General features: G+C 33.9%; 25 protein-coding genes. 22 read left to right on the top strand and 3 right to left on the bottom strand.

What is annotated here, in order from left to right:
* Nucleotides 1-31 precede the first annotated feature (31 nt).
* From GYM74_RS07015 to GYM74_RS06910, 22 genes are all read left to right on the top strand, one after another.
* Complete coding sequence (locus GYM74_RS07015; RefSeq protein WP_220217512.1) at nucleotides 32-463, top strand: hypothetical protein; 432 nt, start codon at nucleotides 32-34, stop codon at nucleotides 461-463.
* Entirely contained in the window at nucleotides 427-771 is a 345-nt protein-coding gene (locus GYM74_RS07010; protein WP_220217511.1) for a hypothetical protein, read from the top strand. Before GYM74_RS07015 ends, GYM74_RS07010 begins: the two co-directional genes overlap by 37 nt.
* Nucleotides 772-825: 54 nt before the next feature.
* On the top strand, nucleotides 826-1,368 hold the full coding sequence (locus GYM74_RS07005) for a hypothetical protein (protein WP_220217510.1): 543 nt from the start codon (nucleotides 826-828) through the stop codon (nucleotides 1,366-1,368).
* A 145-nt stretch (nucleotides 1,369-1,513) separates the two neighbouring features.
* A complete protein-coding gene (locus GYM74_RS07000; protein WP_220217509.1) occupies nucleotides 1,514-1,723 on the top strand; it encodes a hypothetical protein in 210 nt (69 codons plus the stop codon).
* A 1-nt stretch (nucleotide 1,724) separates the two neighbouring features.
* Nucleotides 1,725-2,291: a hypothetical protein gene (locus GYM74_RS06995; RefSeq protein ID WP_220217508.1), complete on the top strand. Its 567-nt coding sequence runs from the start codon at nucleotides 1,725-1,727 to the stop codon at nucleotides 2,289-2,291.
* A 300-nt stretch (nucleotides 2,292-2,591) separates the two neighbouring features.
* Entirely contained in the window at nucleotides 2,592-3,275 is a 684-nt protein-coding gene (locus GYM74_RS06990) for a hypothetical protein (protein ID WP_220217507.1), read from the top strand.
* A gap of 447 nt (nucleotides 3,276-3,722) precedes the next feature.
* Nucleotides 3,723-3,905 carry a hypothetical protein gene (locus GYM74_RS06985; protein WP_220217506.1) on the top strand — a complete coding sequence of 61 codons (183 nt, stop codon included), beginning with the start codon at nucleotides 3,723-3,725 and terminating at the stop codon, nucleotides 3,903-3,905.
* Nucleotides 3,906-3,965: 60 nt separating this feature from the next.
* Nucleotides 3,966-5,021, top strand: a complete 1,056-nt coding sequence (locus tag GYM74_RS06980) for a T6SS immunity protein Tli4 family protein (protein WP_220217505.1) — start codon at nucleotides 3,966-3,968, stop codon at nucleotides 5,019-5,021.
* A gap of 572 nt (nucleotides 5,022-5,593) precedes the next feature.
* Nucleotides 5,594-6,043: a hypothetical protein gene (locus GYM74_RS06975; protein ID WP_220217504.1), complete on the top strand. Its 450-nt coding sequence runs from the start codon at nucleotides 5,594-5,596 to the stop codon at nucleotides 6,041-6,043.
* Between the two features lie 3 nt (nucleotides 6,044-6,046).
* Nucleotides 6,047-6,361, top strand: coding sequence for a hypothetical protein (locus GYM74_RS06970; RefSeq protein ID WP_220217503.1), 315 nt, complete (start codon nucleotides 6,047-6,049; stop codon nucleotides 6,359-6,361).
* On the top strand, nucleotides 6,354-6,521 hold the full coding sequence (locus tag GYM74_RS06965) for a hypothetical protein (protein WP_220217502.1): 168 nt from the start codon (nucleotides 6,354-6,356) through the stop codon (nucleotides 6,519-6,521). Before GYM74_RS06970 ends, GYM74_RS06965 begins: the two co-directional genes overlap by 8 nt.
* Before the next feature lie 459 nt (nucleotides 6,522-6,980).
* Complete coding sequence (locus GYM74_RS06960) at nucleotides 6,981-8,156, top strand: pyridoxal phosphate-dependent aminotransferase (protein WP_220217501.1); 1,176 nt, start codon at nucleotides 6,981-6,983, stop codon at nucleotides 8,154-8,156.
* Nucleotides 8,141-8,959: a MetQ/NlpA family ABC transporter substrate-binding protein gene (locus tag GYM74_RS06955; protein ID WP_220217500.1), complete on the top strand. Its 819-nt coding sequence runs from the start codon at nucleotides 8,141-8,143 to the stop codon at nucleotides 8,957-8,959. Before GYM74_RS06960 ends, GYM74_RS06955 begins: the two co-directional genes overlap by 16 nt.
* A 2-nt stretch (nucleotides 8,960-8,961) precedes the next feature.
* Nucleotides 8,962-9,981: a methionine ABC transporter ATP-binding protein gene (locus GYM74_RS06950; RefSeq protein ID WP_220217499.1), complete on the top strand. Its 1,020-nt coding sequence runs from the start codon at nucleotides 8,962-8,964 to the stop codon at nucleotides 9,979-9,981.
* On the top strand, nucleotides 9,981-10,652 hold the full coding sequence (locus GYM74_RS06945; protein ID WP_366518719.1) for a methionine ABC transporter permease: 672 nt from the start codon (nucleotides 9,981-9,983) through the stop codon (nucleotides 10,650-10,652). The genes GYM74_RS06950 and GYM74_RS06945 overlap by 1 nt, the downstream gene beginning before the upstream one ends.
* A 13-nt stretch (nucleotides 10,653-10,665) precedes the next feature.
* Complete coding sequence (locus GYM74_RS06940) at nucleotides 10,666-12,024, top strand: FAD-binding oxidoreductase (RefSeq protein ID WP_220217498.1); 1,359 nt, start codon at nucleotides 10,666-10,668, stop codon at nucleotides 12,022-12,024.
* A gap of 459 nt (nucleotides 12,025-12,483) precedes the next feature.
* The gene (locus GYM74_RS06935; protein WP_220217497.1) at nucleotides 12,484-13,704 is read left to right on the top strand and encodes an MFS transporter; all 1,221 of its coding nucleotides are present in this window, start codon (nucleotides 12,484-12,486) and stop codon (nucleotides 13,702-13,704) included.
* 358 nt (nucleotides 13,705-14,062) lie between these two features.
* Nucleotides 14,063-14,326, top strand: a complete 264-nt coding sequence (locus GYM74_RS06930) for an SWEET family sugar transporter (RefSeq protein ID WP_255556100.1) — start codon at nucleotides 14,063-14,065, stop codon at nucleotides 14,324-14,326.
* A gap of 376 nt (nucleotides 14,327-14,702) precedes the next feature.
* Nucleotides 14,703-14,927: a hypothetical protein gene (locus GYM74_RS06925; RefSeq protein ID WP_220217496.1), complete on the top strand. Its 225-nt coding sequence runs from the start codon at nucleotides 14,703-14,705 to the stop codon at nucleotides 14,925-14,927.
* A gap of 141 nt (nucleotides 14,928-15,068) precedes the next feature.
* A complete protein-coding gene (locus GYM74_RS06920) occupies nucleotides 15,069-15,401 on the top strand; it encodes a DUF1161 domain-containing protein (protein WP_220217495.1) in 333 nt (110 codons plus the stop codon).
* 414 nt (nucleotides 15,402-15,815) lie between these two features.
* A complete protein-coding gene (locus tag GYM74_RS06915) occupies nucleotides 15,816-16,751 on the top strand; it encodes a hypothetical protein (RefSeq protein WP_220217494.1) in 936 nt (311 codons plus the stop codon).
* A gap of 2 nt (nucleotides 16,752-16,753) precedes the next feature.
* Nucleotides 16,754-17,689: a hypothetical protein gene (locus GYM74_RS06910; RefSeq protein ID WP_220217493.1), complete on the top strand. Its 936-nt coding sequence runs from the start codon at nucleotides 16,754-16,756 to the stop codon at nucleotides 17,687-17,689.
* Between the two features lie 294 nt (nucleotides 17,690-17,983).
* Here GYM74_RS06910 and asnA read toward each other — a convergent pair whose 3' ends face one another.
* The 3 genes from asnA to allD all read right to left on the bottom strand — a co-directional run bounded on the left by asnA (nucleotide 17,984) and on the right by allD (nucleotide 21,646).
* Complete coding sequence (gene asnA / locus GYM74_RS06905) at nucleotides 17,984-18,976, bottom strand: aspartate--ammonia ligase (RefSeq protein WP_220217492.1); 993 nt, start codon at nucleotides 18,974-18,976, stop codon at nucleotides 17,984-17,986.
* A gap of 139 nt (nucleotides 18,977-19,115) precedes the next feature.
* Entirely contained in the window at nucleotides 19,116-19,538 is a 423-nt protein-coding gene (locus GYM74_RS06900) for a hypothetical protein (RefSeq protein WP_220217491.1), read from the bottom strand.
* A 1,058-nt stretch (nucleotides 19,539-20,596) separates the two neighbouring features.
* On the bottom strand, nucleotides 20,597-21,646 hold the full coding sequence (gene allD / locus GYM74_RS06895; RefSeq protein WP_220217490.1) for an ureidoglycolate dehydrogenase: 1,050 nt from the start codon (nucleotides 21,644-21,646) through the stop codon (nucleotides 20,597-20,599).
* Nucleotides 21,647-21,668 lie beyond the last annotated feature (22 nt).

Raw genomic sequence — 21,668 nt, 5'->3', positions numbered from 1 at the left:
GAATCTTTTCCTATTATAAGTTTATGCGGTTTTGTCATATGTTAGTAAGTTAGACGCAAGCAAACAAGAATCAACAAAACAAGGCTTAGAGCAACTAAGAAAAGATTATCAAAGTTTTCCGAAAAATGATAAAGAGGAGTCTGAAAAGAAATTAACATCGGAACAACTTAAATTATTGGGTTATATAAATAAGTTAGAAGAGAAATATAAGTTATGGGAAAAAACCAAAGAAAAAGCGACAAAAATGCTTTGGTGGGACGGTGTAGCCAAAGGTTTAACTAAGCAGAGTCAAAAGACAAAACAAAGCGACACTGAAAAAGATAAGACAGAGGACAGCTCAAAGCATCAAACAGAAACTTCATCAACGTCAGCCACCTTGAGTCAAAATGATAAAATAATTGAAAACTGGCTTTTTACCGAAAAAATGTGTGGGCAACTAAAGCTGAATCTTGGCATAATTTAAAAAGAAGAATGTTCCATGTCGAACTTAATTATAAAAGTCCAGATGTTCCTACTGATAATCAATATCAAGCCCTTGCAGATTTTTATATTGAGGCTTCGGATATTGAAGGATGTTGGCCAATAATAGTACCTCATATAGAGGTTGATAGGGGTATTGCAAATGGTCATGGTGATCTTACTGATTTTGATTATAATAAATTTTACTCTATTTTAAGGAGTAGAAACGTACCCATAGATGATATTCCACATTTTGAACATGACAGATATTGGGGATATAACAAATCAAAAATCCCATTTGCTAACGATTAATATTCATGGCCACCAGTTTTAAAAGGCAACCCTCACGGTAAATAAGGATATTATATGAAACAATTAATTTTATTATTATTGATATTACCTAACTTATTATTTGCTCAGGAAATATATAAAAATTCTTCTAATCAACAATATTTATCTTTAGGTAGTACGGAAAATGGTAAGCAAAATTTTTTAAATCTTAAAAATGGGATGATTGATTGGATAAGTCAGTCAGAATTACTGCAAATGCAACAAGTAGATATTTTATCACCACATGTTTTTTGGGATAAAGTCAACAAAAATTCTATAGGGTTCCATGCGAGTGGTTATGAACCTTTTTGGAATGCCATAATAAGTAAGAATAAATTGCAATTTCAGTTTAATAAAGAAGAAAACGTAAATATTTCTATGGATATAAAGTCTTCTTCTTTAACAAGTAATTTTGTGACAATTTTTCATTCTAATAATGGAATATATGGTTTAATTCGTGGCCTTCCAAATGGAACTTTTTGCGAAGCAAATCTTGATAAACCGGCTTCAATCTATGAAGTTTTTATCGACTATAAAGGTGAAATATTTGAGGGTTGTGCACATTTAGATAAATTATAAATAAAATAATAAAAGTTAATACACCTAATCTGTTTTATATCGATTCATCTCAAAGCTTGGTTTATTTACCCCGTCGCAATGGTGGATTATTTTCCTGGAGCGGGAATTGTGACTTATCATAATTATCTTTCCAAGTTCTGAACATGTGAATGGAAAAAGTATTGATACTTTATATTTAAATGATGATGATGAGCAAAATTTTATCAACGCAATGCATAAATTCAATTTTAATAAACAAATAACAGGAAAAAATAAAAAGAAATTTGATAATGCAACACAAGAAAAGAAAGGTACTCTCCATGATTCTCATTTACATTCAGGTTTTGATGATAGCTCTGTAAAGGAAATAAAATAATATGAAAAATTTAATCTATATTTCACCATTGTTCATATCTGTAATATTTACTCAGTTTAATATTAATTCCGTAAATGCACTAAATCAAAACAAAGATTTATTATCATTTAGTGAGTTACAAGGAGAAAAATTGGTATCAAATAAAAAATTTATATTATCTGTTAATAAAACTTGTAAAGGTGAATCTGAACTATGCACAATCGTTAAAATAAAAAACAATTATTATCTTCAATTTAGTAAGTTAGATGATAATGAAATAACCATTTCTAAACTAAAAAATAATGTTGAGTTAAAATTGAAAAGAAAAAAGAATGACAATCAATTTTTTATAGAAATAGAATTATTATCTTATAAAAATAATGAAAAGGTAGATTCTATAATATGTTACGAATATAAAAATGATCCCAATGACAGTTTGGCTACAGAGAAATTATATTATTTAAAAGATTATGAATTATGGACATTGGATTTTACTTATGATTTAGAATCAACAACAGCAGAAAATTGGAAAAAGTATAAAATAAATCAAAATTCTGGAAAATTTGAATTATTGAAAAATACACAATAGCACTTTTGTTCCAAAGAGACATACATGATAAAAAATTTGGTTAGATTTCAATACTATGTAAGGAAAGGTAATAATAGGCTAATTATTCAAAAAATAAGTACCAATACTGCGATGCATAAATTTAATTTTGATAAATAGATAATTAGTTGTTACCCCTAATACAACTGATGAAATATATGTTTCTTATATTCCTCACTATAAGAAATTAATCATTCTTGGTGGAAAAAATGGTGAAGAATTACATAATGGTCATATGCACTTTGAAAACTTTCAATACGAAATAGCCGAGGTCTATCTATAATGCAGATAAAGTCTTTAATTTATGGTTTATTATTTTTACCTATTTTAGCATGTTCGCATTCGTTAAACGCTTTAGTTCATACTAATCTATTACCTGTGGGAACGCCTCAAATTATAAATAAGAAGCTAGTTAAGGAAATCAACGATAATTGTTGGATTGACGATTATTTTTCTTATGTAAAAAATGGCTGGAAAGAATATGATAAAAGATGCAAATTATCGACCTTTTCTTCAACTCAGAATGTTAAAAATATATTTGAAGAACTACAAAAAAATAAAATTGTCTATTTATATCAATCCAATCAATTTAATATTTATTTAAAAAAAACGACCGATACAAAAAAATGCCTTGTTGAAGAAAAACAGCTTGAAGGTGAATGTGCAGTTTCACCCTATCAGTATATTATTACCATGTTTATCGAATCATCGGGCAAAATAATAAATCAACTTATTGTTTATTCTAATGAAGATCATGGAGGTGATTTGATTAAAGTGAAATTAGATTTTTACATCGATAAACAATTAAATGTTTGGTTATTTGAACATCTGTTAGTAGAAGAAGGCGCATCTGCAACTTTGTGGCAACATTACAAAATTAATAACAAAGGAAAAATTAATTTGCTGGATGAAATAAAATGTCAGTTCGAAAATGGCGGTCTTAAATTGGTTTGTAAAAATAAATAGTCAGCTTGCTTTAATTGAGTAAAGAGCTATATCAATTTAGGGATATAAATCTCATAGTTTTAAAGTGAATTATAAGCCAATCTGAGTATGATCATCTCTTTAAGGGATATCTACCGATACATATAGAATGTATCCACTAACGGTAAAGCCTTGTTTATTCATTCGGTAGCAATGGCGGATTAATTTTGTGGGATTAGATATTAAGACTTATTTATCATGATGTAAAGATCGAAAACATGAACAAAATAGTTGCAAAATTTATCGAAACCACGTAACTTATTAGTTATATTTCGGTAATATTATTCTTTGTTTAAAACACTTAGGACAGACATAGCATCATGGATAGTTTGCTAATTGTTTTTAAATACTTAATATCAAGTGTGCTTCCTCCCCATACTTCCCTTATTGTTGGTTCCTATATTGTTAAAATAACTGAAAGGAATACACATGGCAAAGGACCTGTCCAACTTTATTCTAAATAAAAAAGAGGGTCATAATCCATGGTTACAACTTCTAGTAGTTGGGAAACAAAAAGAATCAAAAGGGAAAACACCTTTAACTAAAGATGAAATCTACCAAATAGCGAAAACCATTGAAGCGTCAATAAAACTTAGAGAGACAGAACAATAGCTAGCAATTAACGTAAGCAATAACATGGAATGTAAGGTAAATAAAAAGGGAGAAAATGAGATGAAAAAGGCGCTCCTTTTAATAGGTTTATTAAGCCTAAGCACAACAGCCCAAGCGGTTGAACTCACCTATAAAACCGAGTGTATTGGCTCCTATACCTTAGATTTACCCGATAATCTTGAAGTGGCACTTTACCCGACAAATAAGTACCTTAAACCTAAATCTCGTTTTCCTGTCTATTTTCAAGATGGTAAATGGGCAATATTATCTGCTTTTAATTATAATCGAAATAATTTATCGATTACTGCAAAATGGAACGATGAAGAATTAAAAAATGCAAAACAACAAATAGCTATAGAAAATCAGATTGTTAAAACTAATAATTCTAATGATATGGTGGAATTGTGGAATGAAAATAATAATTTGGGTTTTTATGCAAAAGAGGGAGCATCTGTAACTTTTATTAAAAATAATACAATATATTCATTTTTTACAACTAATCGCTACCAAGGCGAAAAAAAAGATTTTGAGTTTTATAAACAAAACGCCGAAGCAATTATTAATGGTTTTTCCACTCGTGAACTGTTTGAGCTGCCACAAACCGCAGGTAAATGTATTCCATTTGGCTTTGTCGCCGGTAATGATGCCTCCATACCCCTTATTTTAACCGTCTCTTTTCGGTTAAAAGAGCACCCTGATATCGTTATTTCGTTTACTGAAAATACACGATCATTTACCAATCTCTTGCGCTATGATGCCAAAGAAGAAATCAATCTATTTTGGAACAGTAATTACGATATAAGTAATCGAAATATTAAAAATATTAAATTACTAGGCTTCCCCATAAAGTATCGGGATATCAAAATGGATGGGCGTAATGGCTTAGCGAGTTTTGTTGAAATACGTTATAAAGATAATTCACCGTCCGACTATGGTTATTATGCTGTAGTTGAACCTTATCAAACTAAAAAAGAGGGTCATAATCCATGGTTGCAACTTCTAGTAGTTGGGAAACAAAAAGAATCAAAAGGGAAAACACCTTTAACTAAAGATGAAATCTACCAAATAGCGAAAACCATTGAAGCGTCAATAAAACTTAGAGCGACAGAACAATAGCTAGTAATTAACGTAAGCAATAACATGGAATGTAAGGTAAATAAAAAGGGAGAAAATGAGATGAAAAAGGCGCTCCTTTTAATAGGTTTATTAAGCCTAAGCGTAAATACCCTCGCACTCAAACTCACTTTTTATATTATGAGGCCTAGTCTCTAGGAAAATACCATAATGGACAATAAAAAAATCAATATTTAATAGATAACTCATCATTTCATTGTATTTTTTTATTGATAGGTTATATCGTTGCTACGCAAATAACTATAATGTCTTATAAGTTAGCAAAAGGTATTATAGTTAAAATTTATTGTGATCTAATTAATATTCGATGAGATTTTCAAACAATTTTTACTAAATATTTCAGCGGAAAATTTATCAAAAAACACTGGATTTGAATTCATATTCCCTGAAATAGATAGTAAGATTGGATATAATTATTAAGCAGTGAAAGGGATCCCAAAAATCACGAGTATGCCTAAAATTATCCTTAAAAGGAGAATGTTTCCTGCAATCTGATATAAGCTGACTTTTTACTAAAAAATTTGCTGGATAACGAAAATAAACGGAATTTAACTATGCCCTATGCCAAATATGACGGAACAGATAAAACCTATAAAGATAAAGAAGAGTTATTAAAAAAAACGGGTATTAGTATTTCTGATCCTATACTCCCACCTAAAAAACTGGTTAAACTAACCGGTACTTTGACTGATTTTAAAGGTATGTTTTGTCAAGCTCCACTCTGTGATGGTGCTTATATGAGTAAAGAAGAAAGAAAAAAACAACAAGCAAAAATGCGCAGCGGAGCAGCGTCGGCAACGGTAGCAGGTAATACCACCATAGCACTGGCAGCACTTGGTCATGGTGATGATATTCATCGGAGTAACTATTTTGATGGGCAATATATTACAGCTAAATTAAATAATAATATACGTTTAAAAGGTTGGCTTGGTTTTTATCAATTTAAAGAAGGAGATGAGGTCGAAGTTGTGGCCGAAAAGCATGCTGACCATTATGAAGTATAAGCAGTGCTCAAACCCAGCGAACAAATTATCTGCATTATTCCGCCTTGTACAGGTGGCCGCAAGCAATCTTTGAAACGTAATTTATTACCGCTTATTATAATTTATATACTCTTTACGGTTTGTATGGTTTATTTAGTTGCGCCATTTACAGTAGATAATTTGGTTACAGCTTTTGTCGGAGCTGGAATGATATTTATCCCGGCAATGTTTATTACCTATAAAAATAGTATTGTAACCTTTGTGACATTAGCCGAGAGAATATTTACAACTCTAGGTTGGCAAAATGTTAAAAATATTGATTTGATTTTTTATGAGTAAACAGCAAGTCAAACGACGTATAGCCGAAGGTAAATATACTGATGATTATGATAATAAAACAAATGATTTTTATACAAGACCTCCAAAATCAGGCGCTGGTTGGTGCTTGTTCTATTACGACCCTGAAGTTGTTTGCGAAAAGAGCTCTAGAAAAAATTGATGAATACTTTTTGAGTCGCTAAGACTATCGTCAGTAAGCGATATTAAATTGCTCAATTGGATCTTTAACGGGGTTTTATACTGAAACACATATAAAATCTGAAACTTTTTGACAATCAACATCAAGTTTGTCGAGTCGTGCCGTTATCATATTGGTATTATTTTTTAAACAAAGTTAATGTTATTTTTCTGACTGTATAGAGTTAAATTGCTGTAACTAACCGGGGTTATGAATAATGTTTAGGTAAATTGTTTTTTGATTTGCATCTGTGTTGTTTCTCTGCCATATATTTTATTCAAGCTTGCACAGCTAGTTGAATTGCAATTAACCATATACGTTAATAATCGTGGTTATAAATAAAAATTATAAAGATATATAAATATATTATTTAACAGTAAAAATAGAGTTTTGTATTATACTTGCTAGCCTTATAATTTATAAATATAAATAAAGAAAATAATGCATAAACTCGCTAAACGACTCGACCATTTTTCTGATTCGGTTATTCGCCGAATGACCCGAATAGCCAATCAGTATCAAGCTATCAACCTTTCACAAGGATTTCCTGACTTTGACCCACCGCAAGCCTTGATTGAAGCACTGAAACAAGCCGCACAGCAAGGTCCGTATCAGTATGAAATAACGTGGGGGTCGCATGAGTTTAGGCTGTTGTTGGCTAAAAAACAGCAAAGATTGATGAATATTGAGATCGATCCTGAGGAAAACATTCTAGTCACATGTGGCAGTACTGAAGCCATGATGTGCGCGGTGATGACGATCTGTGATCCGAAAGATAAAGTTATCATCTTTTCTCCTTATTATGAAAATTACGGCGCAGATGCCATTTTATCTGATGCTACTCCCATTTATGTTCCACTAAAACCGCCGACATTTGAATTTGATAAACAAGAGTTAAGGCAAGCTTTTGAGCAAGGCGCTAAAGCATTAATTTTATGTAATCCTAGCAACCCTTGCGGTAAAGTATTTACTCAAGACGAACTTGAATATATCAGTCAATTAGCGATAGAGTTTGATGCTTATGTGATCACCGATGAGGTGTATGAGCATATTGTTTATCCGCCTTATCAACATCTTTATTTAGCCAACTTTCCCGGAATGCAGCAACGCACGATTAGTTGCAGTTCATTATCGAAAACCTATTCAATCACCGGTTGGCGTTTGGGTTATATCATTGCTGATAAATCGATTATTGATGGATGTAAAATGATCCATGATTTTTTAACTGTGGGCGCAGCTGCACCATTGCAAAAAGCTGCTTGTGCAGGGTTGGCTTTAACTGATGATTATTATGTGCAGCTAACACAAACTTATATGGCTAAACGTCAGCTGTTTTTGCAAGGTTTAGATAAGATTGGGCTTAGCTATTATCCGCCGCAAGGTGCTTATTATGTGCTGGTAGATATTTCAGCATTTAACCCATTTAAAACTGATTTTGAATTTTGTGAATGGTTAATTAAAGAGGTGGGAGTCGCTGCGGTTCCCGGTTCGGCTTTTTTCAAACATCCTGAATATCGTTATATTCGTTTTCATTTTGCTAAACAACAACAAACCTTGATTGATGCTTTAGAAAGATTATCCAAATTTAAGGAAAAATTATTATGTTTAAAAAAATAATCGCATTCGCTTTTGCCGTTTTATCAACAGTGGTACTGTTAACAGGCTGTGACAACAGTAAAAAAGAAAATCATATTATCGTTGGTGTTGCGGCGGGTCCTTATGGTGATATGTTTGAGCAAGCGATAGCGCCCGGATTGGTAAAAAAAGGGTATAGTGTTGAGATCCGTGAATTTAGTGATTACGTTCAACCTAATCTTGCTTTAGCAAATAAAGAGATCGACGTTAATTTGTTTCAACATCTCACTTATTTGAATAATTTCAAACAAGCACGCCAATTAGATATTGTAGCAATCGGTTTTGTCCCGACTGCTGGGGCGGGTATTTATTCTAATAAAATAACCGATTTTTCGCAGTTAAAAAACGGTGATCAAGTGACGATTGCCAATGATGTCACTAACGAAGCGCGAGCGCTACGAATTTTACAAGCAGCTGGATTAATTAAGCTTGATCCAACTATTGATAAAAGTAACCTTACAACAAGCAATATTATCGAAAATCGGTATGGATTAAATATTGTTCCTATCGAAGCGCCACAAACGCCACGCTCTTTAGATAGTGCGGTATTGTCAGTTGTAAATGGTAATTATGCTATTGGTGCCGGCTTAGATTTGTCTAAAGCGCTTTATACGGAAGTATTAGATAAAGACCTTAAAAATGTCATTGCCATTCGCACCGAATCGAAAGAGACATTAGGCAACGATCTGATTGAAGTGCTTAAATCGCCGGAATTTAGCCAAGTGATTGAAGATAAAAATGGTATTTTTTACACCTTTCAAAAACCTGATTATCAATTATTCTAACTATGCAAACTACACCTCTTATTGAAGTAAAAAATGTGTCGGTGCATTTTAAGGCAAAAAATCAGTTGATAGAAGCGGTCAATAATGTCTCATTTGATGTTTATCAAGGCGATATCTTTGGCATTATCGGCTCCAGTGGAGCCGGTAAAAGTACACTGGTGAGAACACTTAATCGACTTGCTGAACCGTCCAGCGGGCAAATCATAATTAATGGTATTAATATCAATACGTTAAAAGGCCGTCATTTACAAGCCTTTCGTTTTCAAGTCGGTATGATTTTCCAAAATTTTAATTTGGCTTCATCAAAAACGGTATTTGAAAATATCGCTTTTGTACTTAAAGCGGCGGGTAAAAAAGGCGATGCGGTTAAAAACAGAGTTAAAGAGCTACTTGCCCTTGTCGGATTAAGCGATAAAGCTGATGCTTATCCGGCCGAACTTAGTGGCGGGCAAAAGCAACGGGTTGGGATAGCTCGTGCCTTAGCTAATGAGGCTAAAATACTGCTTTGTGATGAAGCAACCAGCGCTTTAGATCCAACAACGACAAGCGCAATCTTAGATTTACTCAAAGCGCTTAATCAAAAGTTTGGTTTAACTATTGTGCTTATCACCCATGAAATTGATGTGGTAAAAAAAATCTGCAACCGTGTTGCGGTCATGTCACAAGGTCGGATTGTTGAGATGAATACAACATTTAATCTTTTTGCTTGTCCAAAACAGCCTTTTACTCAAGATTTTCTTAACATTGATGAAAACACCCATTTGCCGGATCTAATCAAGCAAAATGCACAAGGTAAGTTAGTGCGTCTACGTTATATTAATGAAAATACTACGCAACCTATCTTGTATCAAACAGCCTTAGAAACGCAGGTCGCATTTAATATTTTGCATGGATTTATTGAATACTTTGATGATCAAGCATTGGGCAATTTAGTCATAGCGTTGATAGGCGAGCCGGATAATATTAATCATCTTATTACCAAACTTGCTAATCAAGGTGTCATTATTGAGGAGATAATTTGATGATCAAACTGACTATCGCCCAAATGGCTCAAATGTTATGGCAAGCTGCCTATGAGACTTTTATCATGGTAAGCTGGTCTTTGGTTGCCGGTATTGTGTTTGGTACCCTAATTGGTTTACTGCTTTTTTTACTCTCCAGCCCGTTCTTTTTTAAAAATAGCGTGGTGAATAATATTGCTAATTTTATCATCAATGCGACACGTTCAATACCCTTTTTAATTCTCATGGTCACGGTTCTACCGTTAGGTGCGCTTATTGTGGGCACAACGGTAGGGCCTAAAGCGGTGATCTTTCCTTTATCTTTAGCTGCGATCGCATTTTATGCACGATTAGCTGAAAATGCCTTTAGTCAGATTGATAAAGGGGTAATTGAAGCAGCGGTTGCAAGTGGTGCTTCACATATTCGAATTATAGCCGGAATACTATTTCCTGAAGCCATGGCGCAATTAATTCGCCATGCAACAGTAACAACCATTTCGTTAATCAGTTTTAGTTCAATGGCGGGGGTAGTTGGTGGCGGTGGTATAGGTGATTTAGCTATTCGTTATGGCTATCAGCGATATGTGACTGAAATTCTTGTTCTATGTATTATTATTCTGATTATGATTGTCATGCTAATACAATTTTTAGGGGACAAGCTCGCTAATCATTTTGATAGAAGTTACAAGTAGTGAGTATAAGAATATGAAAAACTTAGCAGATCTTATTGCAGATCCTCAGCGTATTGTTTACCAAAAAGCGATTGCGCAATCACAGCTTAGTGATGGCTTAAAATTGAAATTTGGTCAAGCCGATGTGTTGGTCTATCCACTAACCACGGCAGAAGTCGCAGCCATTGTAAAATATGCCAATGATAACGCTATTAATATTACAACACGAGGCGCAGGTACCAATTTAGTCGGTTCAACTATTCCCAATGGCGGGATTATTATTGATCTCTCATTGATGAATAAGTTGATAGAATTGGATAAACAAACCTTTACCGTCACAGTGCAACCCGGCATGTTATTAGAAGATCTGCAACAATTTGTTGAGCAGCATGATCTTTTCTATCCACCCGATCCGGGGGCAAAAAATGCCACAATTGGTGGCAATATTAGCACTAATGCCGGTGGGATGCGGGCGGTTAAATACGGTGTGACTCGGGATTATGTTCAAGCAATTGAAGTTGTCATGGCCGACGGCACTGTTTTAAATTTTGGTAGTAAAAATGTAAAAGATAATACCGGGTTATCGTTAAAGCATCTATTTATTGGTAGTGAAGGGACACTTGGGATTATTACTCAATGTACCTTAAAGCTAATTGCAAAACCTAAAGTTTTTGAAACGGTAATTTTAGGATTTGCCAGCCTTGCACAGGCCGTTGCCAATATTACCACTATTTTGCAAACATTAACGCCAACCGCATTGGAATTGGTAGAACGGCAAGTTGCTCAGTGGGGGGAGCGTTATTCAGGTTTTCAATTTCCGCTTGCTGATGCTAAGGCCTATTTGATTATTATGTTAGATGCCTTAGATACTCAATCTATTTTGCAGCAACGTCAACTGTTATTAGCCAATCTAAGTGATTGTCGTTATTATGTTGCCGAAACAGCCCAACAAGCCAATCAAATTTGGGCAGTAAGGGGCTCGTTGGTTCGGGCAGTTGAAGCTGTAACAGAACAAGATCCGATTGATACAGTTGTACCAATCAATCGAATTGCCGACTTTATCACATTTACCAAACAGTTATCAGAAGAAACCGGCGTACGTATGCTCGCTTTTGGGCATGCCGGTGACGGTAATATTCATTTATGTATACTTCGTGACGGGCGTTCAGATTCAGTGTGGCTCACTCAACTAACACAGATTCATGAAGCCCTTTATCAAAAATGCCATGAATTAGGGGGATTACCTTCCGCTGAGCATGGAATTGGAACAGCCAAAGTAAACTATTTTAAGCAGGCGATACCTGAAAAAAATCGCCATTTAATGCAGTTAATTAAACAGCAGTATGATCCAAAAAATATACTTAATAATCAGGTGTATATCACCCAAAATTAGTCGAAGATTTTAGCTGATTGTGATATCAATCGCTGCTTTAAATACTCACAAATAATGGGTTTGCAGTTCGTTTTTGGGACTAGAAAATGTGTCATCTGTTTCAATCATCTAAAATTAACCAAATCGTGTCTAATTTGGTTATCAACATTAAAACCAAGGTTAAATGTGCTTAATCATTAGCTTATTTTGCCGAGCCATAACGCAACATTGATCCTTAAAAGCCATAGGGGGGAACGATTAACCAACCATTTTAATCTCTATATCCAAAGCAATAGTATCATTTATCTGGTTTAAAATAGGCTTATCAAATCGCATATTGAAACTAATATTCAGCTAAAGAATGACTGTTGCACAAGCATGAAATTTTTCTAAAATGCCGGTTAAATTCGATTAAGTTATGGACATTTTAATCAAAATTTGATTTGATCCAGTTACGTTTACCATTTTTTTATATCGATTATGCAACGTTCTAAAACTTTATCACTAACGACCAACAAACTGTTACTTATTGCCGGTACCGGCTGGCTATTTGATGCAATGGATGTTGGATTACTTTCTTTTATTTTAGCGGCTTTAAAACAAGATTGGGGCTTATCTGCCACCCAGTTAGGTACAATTGGAAGTGTCAACTCAATAGGTATGGCGGTAGGGGCTTTCGTTTTTGGTCTCTATGCGGATAAAAAAGGTCGCAAAGCCGCTTTTTTATTTACCTTACTGATGTTTAGCATCGCCAGCGGCTTAAGTGCTTTTGCTTGGGGGCTATATAGCTTGCTGGTGCTTCGATTTTTCATTGGAATGGGACTAGGGGGTGAATTACCGGTTGCCTCTACCTTGGTGAGTGAAAGTGTTGCGCCAAATGTACGTGGCCGTGTTGTGGTGTTACTGGAAAGTTTTTGGGCTGTTGGTTGGATATTGGCAGCGTTGATCGCCTATTTTTTGATACCATTACCGTCAGTAGGGTGGCGAGGCGCAATGATTTTATGTGCCATGCCAGCTTTTTACGCACTCTACTTGCGGTTTAACCTGCCTGATTCGCCAACTTATAGCCATTCAAATGAGATAATAAAAAAAGAAACGGTTATACAAAAGATTCGATTACTTTTTTCAAAATCATTTCGTCAGCAAAGTGTTATGTTATGGATAGTTTGGTTTTGTGTGGTATTTTCCTATTACGGTATGTTTTTATGGCTACCGAGTGTCATGATGATGAAAGGTTTTGATATGGTCAAAAGCTTTCAATACATCTTAATTATGACACTGGCGCAGTTACCTGGCTATTTTACCGTTGCATGGTTAATTGAACGAGTAGGGCGTAAATGGGTTTTAGTTTCCTATTTATCCGGCACATTAATCAGTGCTTATTTATTTGGACAAGCCGATACAGCCAACCAGTTGCTCATTTACGGCGCATTATTGTCATTTTTTAACTTAGGTGCTTGGGGAGCCATGTACGCTTATACACCGGAACAATATAGTACCAATATTCGGGCAACCGGATCGGGAATGGCGGCATCTGTTGGTCGAATCGGTGGCATTTTAGGTCCATTAATGGTGGGATTATTAGTGGCGAAAGATTTTAGTGTTAGCGCCGTTTTTGCTTTATTTAGCCTATCAATTTTAGTGGCAATTATGGCCATTGTGATATTGGGCAAAGAAACAAAGCAAACCGAATTAACTTAACGAAACGAAGTTAACGATAAAACCTATGGGGCAAATCCCATAGGTTGACAAGATGATAAATCCATTCGTTGCGCTAACTGTAACATTCATATCTTGCATTGCAACTGATCTATGTTATTAAGCCTCACGGATTTTAGCGCTTTTATTAAGCTAAGCCGTTAATAATACTCCCTAAAGTATGTTTTAAACCGGTTAGGTAGGTGTCGGTTGGAGGGGGGTAAAAGCGAATAACTCCGCCAGCATTATGGTCAATATTTAATGATATTTTACTTTTTCACATCTTATCGCAAGTTTAATTTTTATTAGATATATGCTAGAGTTTTATGCCTCCATTCATTTTTGAGCAGGCAGGTAGATCTTGAATCTCTCACCGAAAGCTTTTCATTATTTGGGCATCATTGCAACCATTGCATCATTAGGTATGTATGTTTCTTATATCCCACAAATCATTGATAATCTTCATGGGTTTAAATCTAATCCAACACAACCCCTAGCCGCCGCGATAAACTGTTCATTATGGGTCTGTTATGGCTTATTACGTGAAAAGAAAGATTGGCCAATTGCTATTGCCAATTCTCCCGGCGTTATTTTTGGCTTAATGGCTTTTTTTACCGCTTTATAAATTCCAATAATAGTCTGTGTCACAGCAAATCACTATTTGCTGTGACACATTGGCTAATCTTTTGCGCTTTTCGTTTTATATTGGGCTAATATTTTCTGATTTCTTGTCTTAATCGATACTTAATAAAAATAGGTTATTTTTTAACCGCATCAAAAAATCAATAATAATTAGAGCATTATCAAGTTATCAACAGGTTTGTTAATCACTTATCAAATTAAGCAGTGCATAAATGTGCTCCTTGCAGTGAATAAAATCATCTAAATTTAAAATTAACAACCATTGTCATTGCTTAAATATTAGCATATATTGAAAGTGCTATAGAGATAGGCTTATTTCCAGCTTACTGATAGATCAAATAATAAATAAGGAAATTACGATGAAAAATCTCAATCTTTCAGATGAATTAATTAAAGACTTTATTTATTCAATGTATCGTAAAGAAGTCTTATTAAACTTAAAAGGCGTTGTGTTAACTGAAGAAGACCGTAATAAACTTCACAAAAAACGTGATTTTGTCAATAGTTTATCACAAGCCGATATCGAAGATATTCGGTCTTGGATCTTAAATAAATTGAAAACGTTAGAAAACAGACATAACTAAACTTGCTGCATCATCTTGAAAACAATATTTTTAAAATCGCTAATTGCACTACCACTTTTTAATTAGATAAAAAGTATATTATTAGATTTATCAATAGGCTGATATTTTATTGATAAATATGTATACATGAAAGGAAAGAAAATGAAAAAATTAGTCTCTGTTTTACTGCTGAGCTTACCGATGATTGCAGGTGCATCAAATTGTGAAGAAGTTAGTGCAAAGATTGCCGATAAGATTCAAAATAATGGTGTTGATGCCAGCCGTTTTGAACTTAAGCATGTATCGGTTGATGAATCACAACAAGTTGAAGGGAAAGTTGTCGGATCTTGTGACGGTGGTCGTCAAAAAATTATTTATGTGCGATTAAATGATGTATCTGCTTCATCGCCAACAGAGTCAACAGCCCCAGCTAAACCGGATGAAATATCCCCAACTCCCGAGAAATCAGTACCCGATGAGGATGTTCAATCGTAATACCTAATCAATTAAGCATCTTGCTAAAAAGCTAAATATTAGGGCGAAAGCCCTAACTGGCCTTTTTCTCATTATTATCATATCTTTTTGCTCAAATAAATGGCATTTTTTATTTGTTTTGAGATTCATGATAAATAGCCAGATGTGTTGATAACGTTATTGTTAAAGCGCTAAAACCTCCAATTGGGAATGAAAAAGTATCTAAATTATGAAGATAAAAAGTAATACCATAATATCATTACTGAGTAATAATAGGTTTTTGAATTCAATATGGATGGTAATGACATGTAGTTTTGGGGTATTCCTTTTAAAGGTAAATATAAAGGCAATAATACAAACTTTGAAGGATCATTCAATTTCCGTTTCCATATCCCCGAAGGCTCAGACGAATTAGAAGTTATAAGATAGGTAATCATGAAAAGATTAATCAGTTTATTTTTAATTAGCAGTTTTTTGTTTTCTTGCGGACAAGAAAACCAAGAAAAACAAATGGAAGAAATCATACAACAAGAATTAGCCTTAACGCAAAATTACACACATCGCCCGGCATTCGGCGCACAAGTTACCAAAAATGGATGCAAACTCATTATTGAAGTCGAGGGAGCACAAGATTATCGATTTATTGATAATAATGGACAATCAACCATGCTTCCTTTAAATGTTTTATTATTCAATGCCGGTAAAAAAAATGTCATCATCAAAGTCTACCCAAGAGATGGAGAAGATTATCTATCTAAATACGCTAATGCATCTGTTACCGTATACCGAGCAGCCGACAAGGATACTTCTTTAAAAGATTATCAACAAATTGCCGAATTTAACTTGCCACAAGGGTTGGAAGAGCAAAAGTTACCTTATTATGAAGCTAAATTGATGATTGATGTTGATGTGCCCTTTACTTACGATCAGGAGCTTGCAGCATCAGTTAATTTAAAAAATGTCCCAAATATCGAACAAAAAATTGTCGAAAAATATAATCAAATAAGAACAATATGCATTAACAGAGATGAAATTGTATATCATAGGGAATTTCTTCATTCTTCAGGTATTGTATCAAACACAACCTACGAAAATACTTATGAGGAAATAAAAAATTCATATAAAATGAAGCCTATGTTAATCGATTCGGATTCTAGAATAACGAATCACGAATTTTTGCCTATCGAAAACTATACTATACAATATTATGCCAACGGTAAAATTGTGGCACTTTGGCAAAAAAATCTATGTCCAATGCTTTATATGAAAGCTAGTGTAAAAAATGATGAAGGAGAAGAAAGAAATATAGAAGGAGGTCGGCCTATTTTCTTATATATGCCACAAGGAAGCAATGAGTTGAAGGTATGGTAACGATGAAAAAATTAATCAGTTTATTTTTAATTAGCAGTTTTTTGTTTTCTTGCGGACAAGCACAAAAAACAGATAAACAAATAATTCAAGAAACTATGCAAGCAATTGAAATGCCAAAGCAGTACCAGCAAGAACCGTTCTATTATGTCGGAATTTACAGTGCTAATATTAAATGGGAACTATTTGTTAATGATGTACAAATATTTGCCCATTATCAAGGTAAAATTACCAGTCCCATTGTCCCATTAAACTATCGAATATTGGGCAGTGGTAAACAAAAATTAACCATTCGCATTTATCCCCCGAATGGACAGGCTGTTTTAGGCGAGTATGCCGCTTTTAGAATGAGATTATTTTACAATAAAAATTTTAGGGATAAGGAAGATCCTGAAATAAAAATACTAAACTTCGAACTTCCTTATGAACAGACTAAAGATTTACCTTCTTTTGAAAAATCGTTTGAATTTGAAGCGGAAGTGCCTTATCAAATAACAGGTTGGACAAAATCTAAAGATTTAACCAAAGTCTCCGATTTGGAACAAAAAGTAGTTAAAAAAATAAAGGCATTGCGTACTATTTTAGAAAATAAGGATACAGAAGCTTACTTTCAAGCAGTTATGCCTAGATGGAAAGAACAATTTATCTTTTTATATGCCACTCAACAAGAAATTGAAAATTATCTTCAAGAAAACTCTTTAACAAATGGAGAGGTTTCAAATATATTTGATGATATACAAATTTTACCGATTGAAGACTATCAGATAATACTTGAACCCAATAATAGGCTTGTAAAATTAAGACAAAAAGACGATGATAGTTTTACAGACGGAATTAAATTTAAAGCAATTGATAAAGAAGATAAAAAGGAGACTACTGGAAGTTATTTATTCCGTTTTCATATACCCGAAGGCTCAGACGAATTAGAAGTTATAAGATAGGTAATAATAAAAAAATAATCAGCTTGTTTTTACTTAGTTATTTTTTGTTTTATTACGGATAAGAAAAAAATAGAAGAAACTAAGAAAAAGGGAATTATGCAAAATTCCCTTTTGTTTAAAAAGGTTAGTAACGGCAGTGTTGTAATTGTTAAGCGCGTTACCGTAGAACGGTAACGCATTTTTATAACTTACCTTACAATCACATGTTAAAAAGCGTGATGCTATCGATTAATCAATTTTCCTTTCAATCGATCCTATTAATATCTCTAAATGTCATAAAGATATCCACATCAATTAAAGTAAATTTGGATATTGTTGGCTTGTGGTGTTGTCCCAAACACTGGCTTGTACTTGTCCAATATGGTTTTGCTGTAAAAGTAACATCACTAAACGAGATTGCCCAATGCCACCACCAATAGTTTGCAATAGTTCGCCGTTTATTAGAGCTTGATGCCAAGCATAATTTAAGCGATCTTCATCATTAGTGATCTTTAATTGGCGCTTTAATGTTTCTGGATCGACACGAATACCCATTGATGAAATTTCAAAAGCGCTATTTAATACCGGATTCCACACTAAAATATCGCCATTTAAGCCTTTAGAACCTAAATCATTATCGCTACTCCAATCGTCATAATCCGGTGCACGCACATCATGTTTTTCGTTATTTGACAGTTTGCCACCGATGCCGATTAAAAACACTGCGCCTAGCTCTTTAGCAATAGCATTTTCACGCTCTTTAGGGGTTAAATTAGGGTAGCGTTTTAATAATTGTTCACTATCCATAAATGTAATGGTTTCAGGGAGGAAACGTGATAAGTGATATTTTTGTGACACCGCATTTTCGGTTGCTTTAATAGCACTATAGATTTTTTCAACAGTCTGTTTTAAATAGGTTAAATTTCTATCTTGTGGGCTGATTACTTTTTCCCAATCCCATTGATCAACATAAACCGAATGAATAGGTGATAATTGATCTTCATCCGGGCGTAAAGCTTTCATATTAGTATAAAGGCCTTCACCGACGGCAAAGTGGTGACAACTTAAAATTTTACGCTTCCATTTAGCAAGTGAATGAACCACTTCAAATTGGCTATCCGGTATTGTTTTTACCTTTACTTGTACCGCATTTTCTGTTCCCGATAAATTATCTTGAATACCGTCGCCAACTCTGCTTAAAATCGGCGCTTGTACTTCTATAAGTGATAAATTTTCGGCCAATTTATCTGCAAAAAATTGTTTTACAAAACTAATCCTTTGTTGTTGCTCTTTGAATGATATTGTCATGTTTACTCTCTAATTTTGTGTTTAAGTTTGAATATAAATTGAATCGAAAAAGCATGAAGCAAATTAGTTTAAGAATGCTTTTTCAACTTCATTAACAATCAAGTTAGTATTAAGCAAAAATTTTATAAGTATTATAAATTTAATTTGTTTTTGCTGATAAAAAATAATCGTTAATAATTTGTTTTAAATTAGCTTTTTGCCATTTTCCGACCAACAAAAGATTGGGCAGTTTAAATTCGAATTTTTGATTATCTACCATGAAAGATAATTTACTACGTATAGTGCCCCGTTTGAATTGTAGATTGGTAATCTTTTCCATTGGGATTTTTTTTATATTTTTGGTTAAGTCACCTAATAGAGTTAACTTAATTAAAATAATCTGATTGGGTTGGAAGTAAATTAAATAGTGTTTAATCAATAAAGTAGCAAAAAAATTAAAAAGTATATATTGCCAAAGTGAGGCATCTTTCAAAATATATAGTATTGATTTATCGTCAAATTCTGGTAATTTTTCGAGCTCGAAATAGTCTTTTATTTTGTCTAATTTAAAACCATTATTCATTTCAATCCTTATTCCTATTCAACATTGATTTACGATAAATTGAGCAATATATTACCACTCTTTTCGTGAATTTTTCATTAATAAAATTCGCAAATAAATTGAATATTCTGCATTGAAGGCTTGATATCGGATTGGATAAAAAATAGTCTTGTCAAGAAGTTTCAGAAATACCCTATGTTTAAGTATAAAACTATTTTAGTTTATGCATTAAACAATAAAACGCTAAAGGCGTGTTGGTAGCATAAATAAGGAAGCGTAAGCTGGTGAGTTTAGTTACACAGGACAATAGGATAAATAAAAACCTTGTCAAAAAGTTTCAGAAATACCCTATGTTTTAGTATAAAACTATTTTAGTTTATTCATTAAACAATAAAACGCTAAAGGCGTGTCGGTTAGTATAAATAAAGTAGCATAAGCTGGTGAGTTTATTTAAACAGATTAATAGAATAAATAAAAACCTTGTCAAGAAGTTTCAGAAACACCCTATGTTTAAGTATAAAACTATTTTAGTTTATGCATTAAACAATAAAACGCTAAAAGCGTGTTGGTAGCATAAATAAGGAAGCGTAAGCTGGTGGTTTTATTAAATGGATTAATGGAATAAATAAAAGTCTTGTCAAGAAGTTTCAGAAATACCCTATGTTTCAGTATAAAACTATTTTAGTTTATGCATTAAACAATAAAACGCTAAAAGCGTGTCGGTTAGTATAAATAAGATAGCGTAAGCTGGTGGTTTTATTAAATGGATTAATGGAATAAATAAAAGTCTTGTCAAGAAGTTTCAGAAATACCCTATGTTTCAGTATAAAACTATTTTAGTTTATTCATTAAACAATAAAACGCTAAAAGCGTGTCGGTTAGTATAAATAAGATAGCGTAAGCTGGTGAGTTTAGTTACACAGGACAATAGGATAAATAAAAACCTTATCAAAAAGTTTCAGAAATACCCTATGTTTAAGTATAAAACGGATAGTATCAATAATAACAGGGTAATACCAAATTAATTATGGGGAGCTATAGTGCTTATTCGGTATTCCCTGTATAGACAGTAAACGACTTTACTCGGCGAATTTATTTTTATGATCATAGCGGTTGTAATGAATATCATCACTAATGAGATATTGATAAATATCATCCACTATTTCGATGCCATTTTTTTGATAATCCGCTTCGCGTTTTTTGCCTCGCTCACCCGGGAAGTATACTTCACTGTTGCCCTTAGCCGGTTTGACTTGCTTAAGTTGATCAAGCATTGCTGACATGGTTTTTTTGAAGGTATCTAAACCAATGAAATATTCAGGGTTGATAACAATATGAAGATGTCCCAAATCGCGCCCTTTTGATAAATCGGCATACATCGAAGAGACATTTTTACCAAATGGTAGACCAAGTAATATGCCCGACAAAATATCAACCATCATCATTAAACCATAGCCTTTAGCTCCAGCAATAGGTACCAATGCATTAACTTTATGTGAATCGGTAGTCGGTTCGCCATTTTCATCTACTGCCCATGTTGGTGGAATTGGTTCGCCTTTGGAACGGGCATAAAGTACTTTACCCCATGCTTGTACGGTGGTTGCCATATCAAATGATACGATACGCTCATCGGCTGTCGGGGCGGCAAAAGCTATTGGATTGGTACCGAAAAATGCTTGTGCACCGCCAAACGGTACTGCCATGGGGTCGGATTGACACATCGATATTGCCACTAAGTCTTGTTCGGCTGCCATTTCGGTAAAGTAACAAAGTGATCCACTGTGTGACATGCGCTTGATGCCAACAACAGCGACGCCATTTTTTTTGGCCATTTCGATTGCTTTGTCCATTCCCATTTTTGCTGCCACCAAACCACAGCCGTTATCGAAATCTAAAATGGCGCTTGACGGCCCGGTTTCTGTATAGGTAATTTGTGGATTGTGGGTCATGCCACCTTTAGCGATACGCTCAGAATAATACTCTACTCTCACTGCGCCGTGGGAGTGGATTCCTCGTGCATCGGCAAAAGCTAATGCGTCTGCGGCAATATCTGCATGTTCTTTGCTTAATCCGGCTTTATGCATTTTTTTGGCGATTAAGTCATGTAATGTTTTTCTGTCGATTCTCATAATAAAACTCCCATTTGTTGCT

Origin of the sequence: Gilliamella sp. ESL0405, assembly GCF_019469205.1 — a bacterium.
In the GTDB taxonomy this organism is placed as follows: domain Bacteria; phylum Pseudomonadota; class Gammaproteobacteria; order Enterobacterales; family Orbaceae; genus Gilliamella.
Note: the sequence above shows the minus strand (reverse complement) of the source record. Positions and strands in the feature narration are given on the sequence as shown.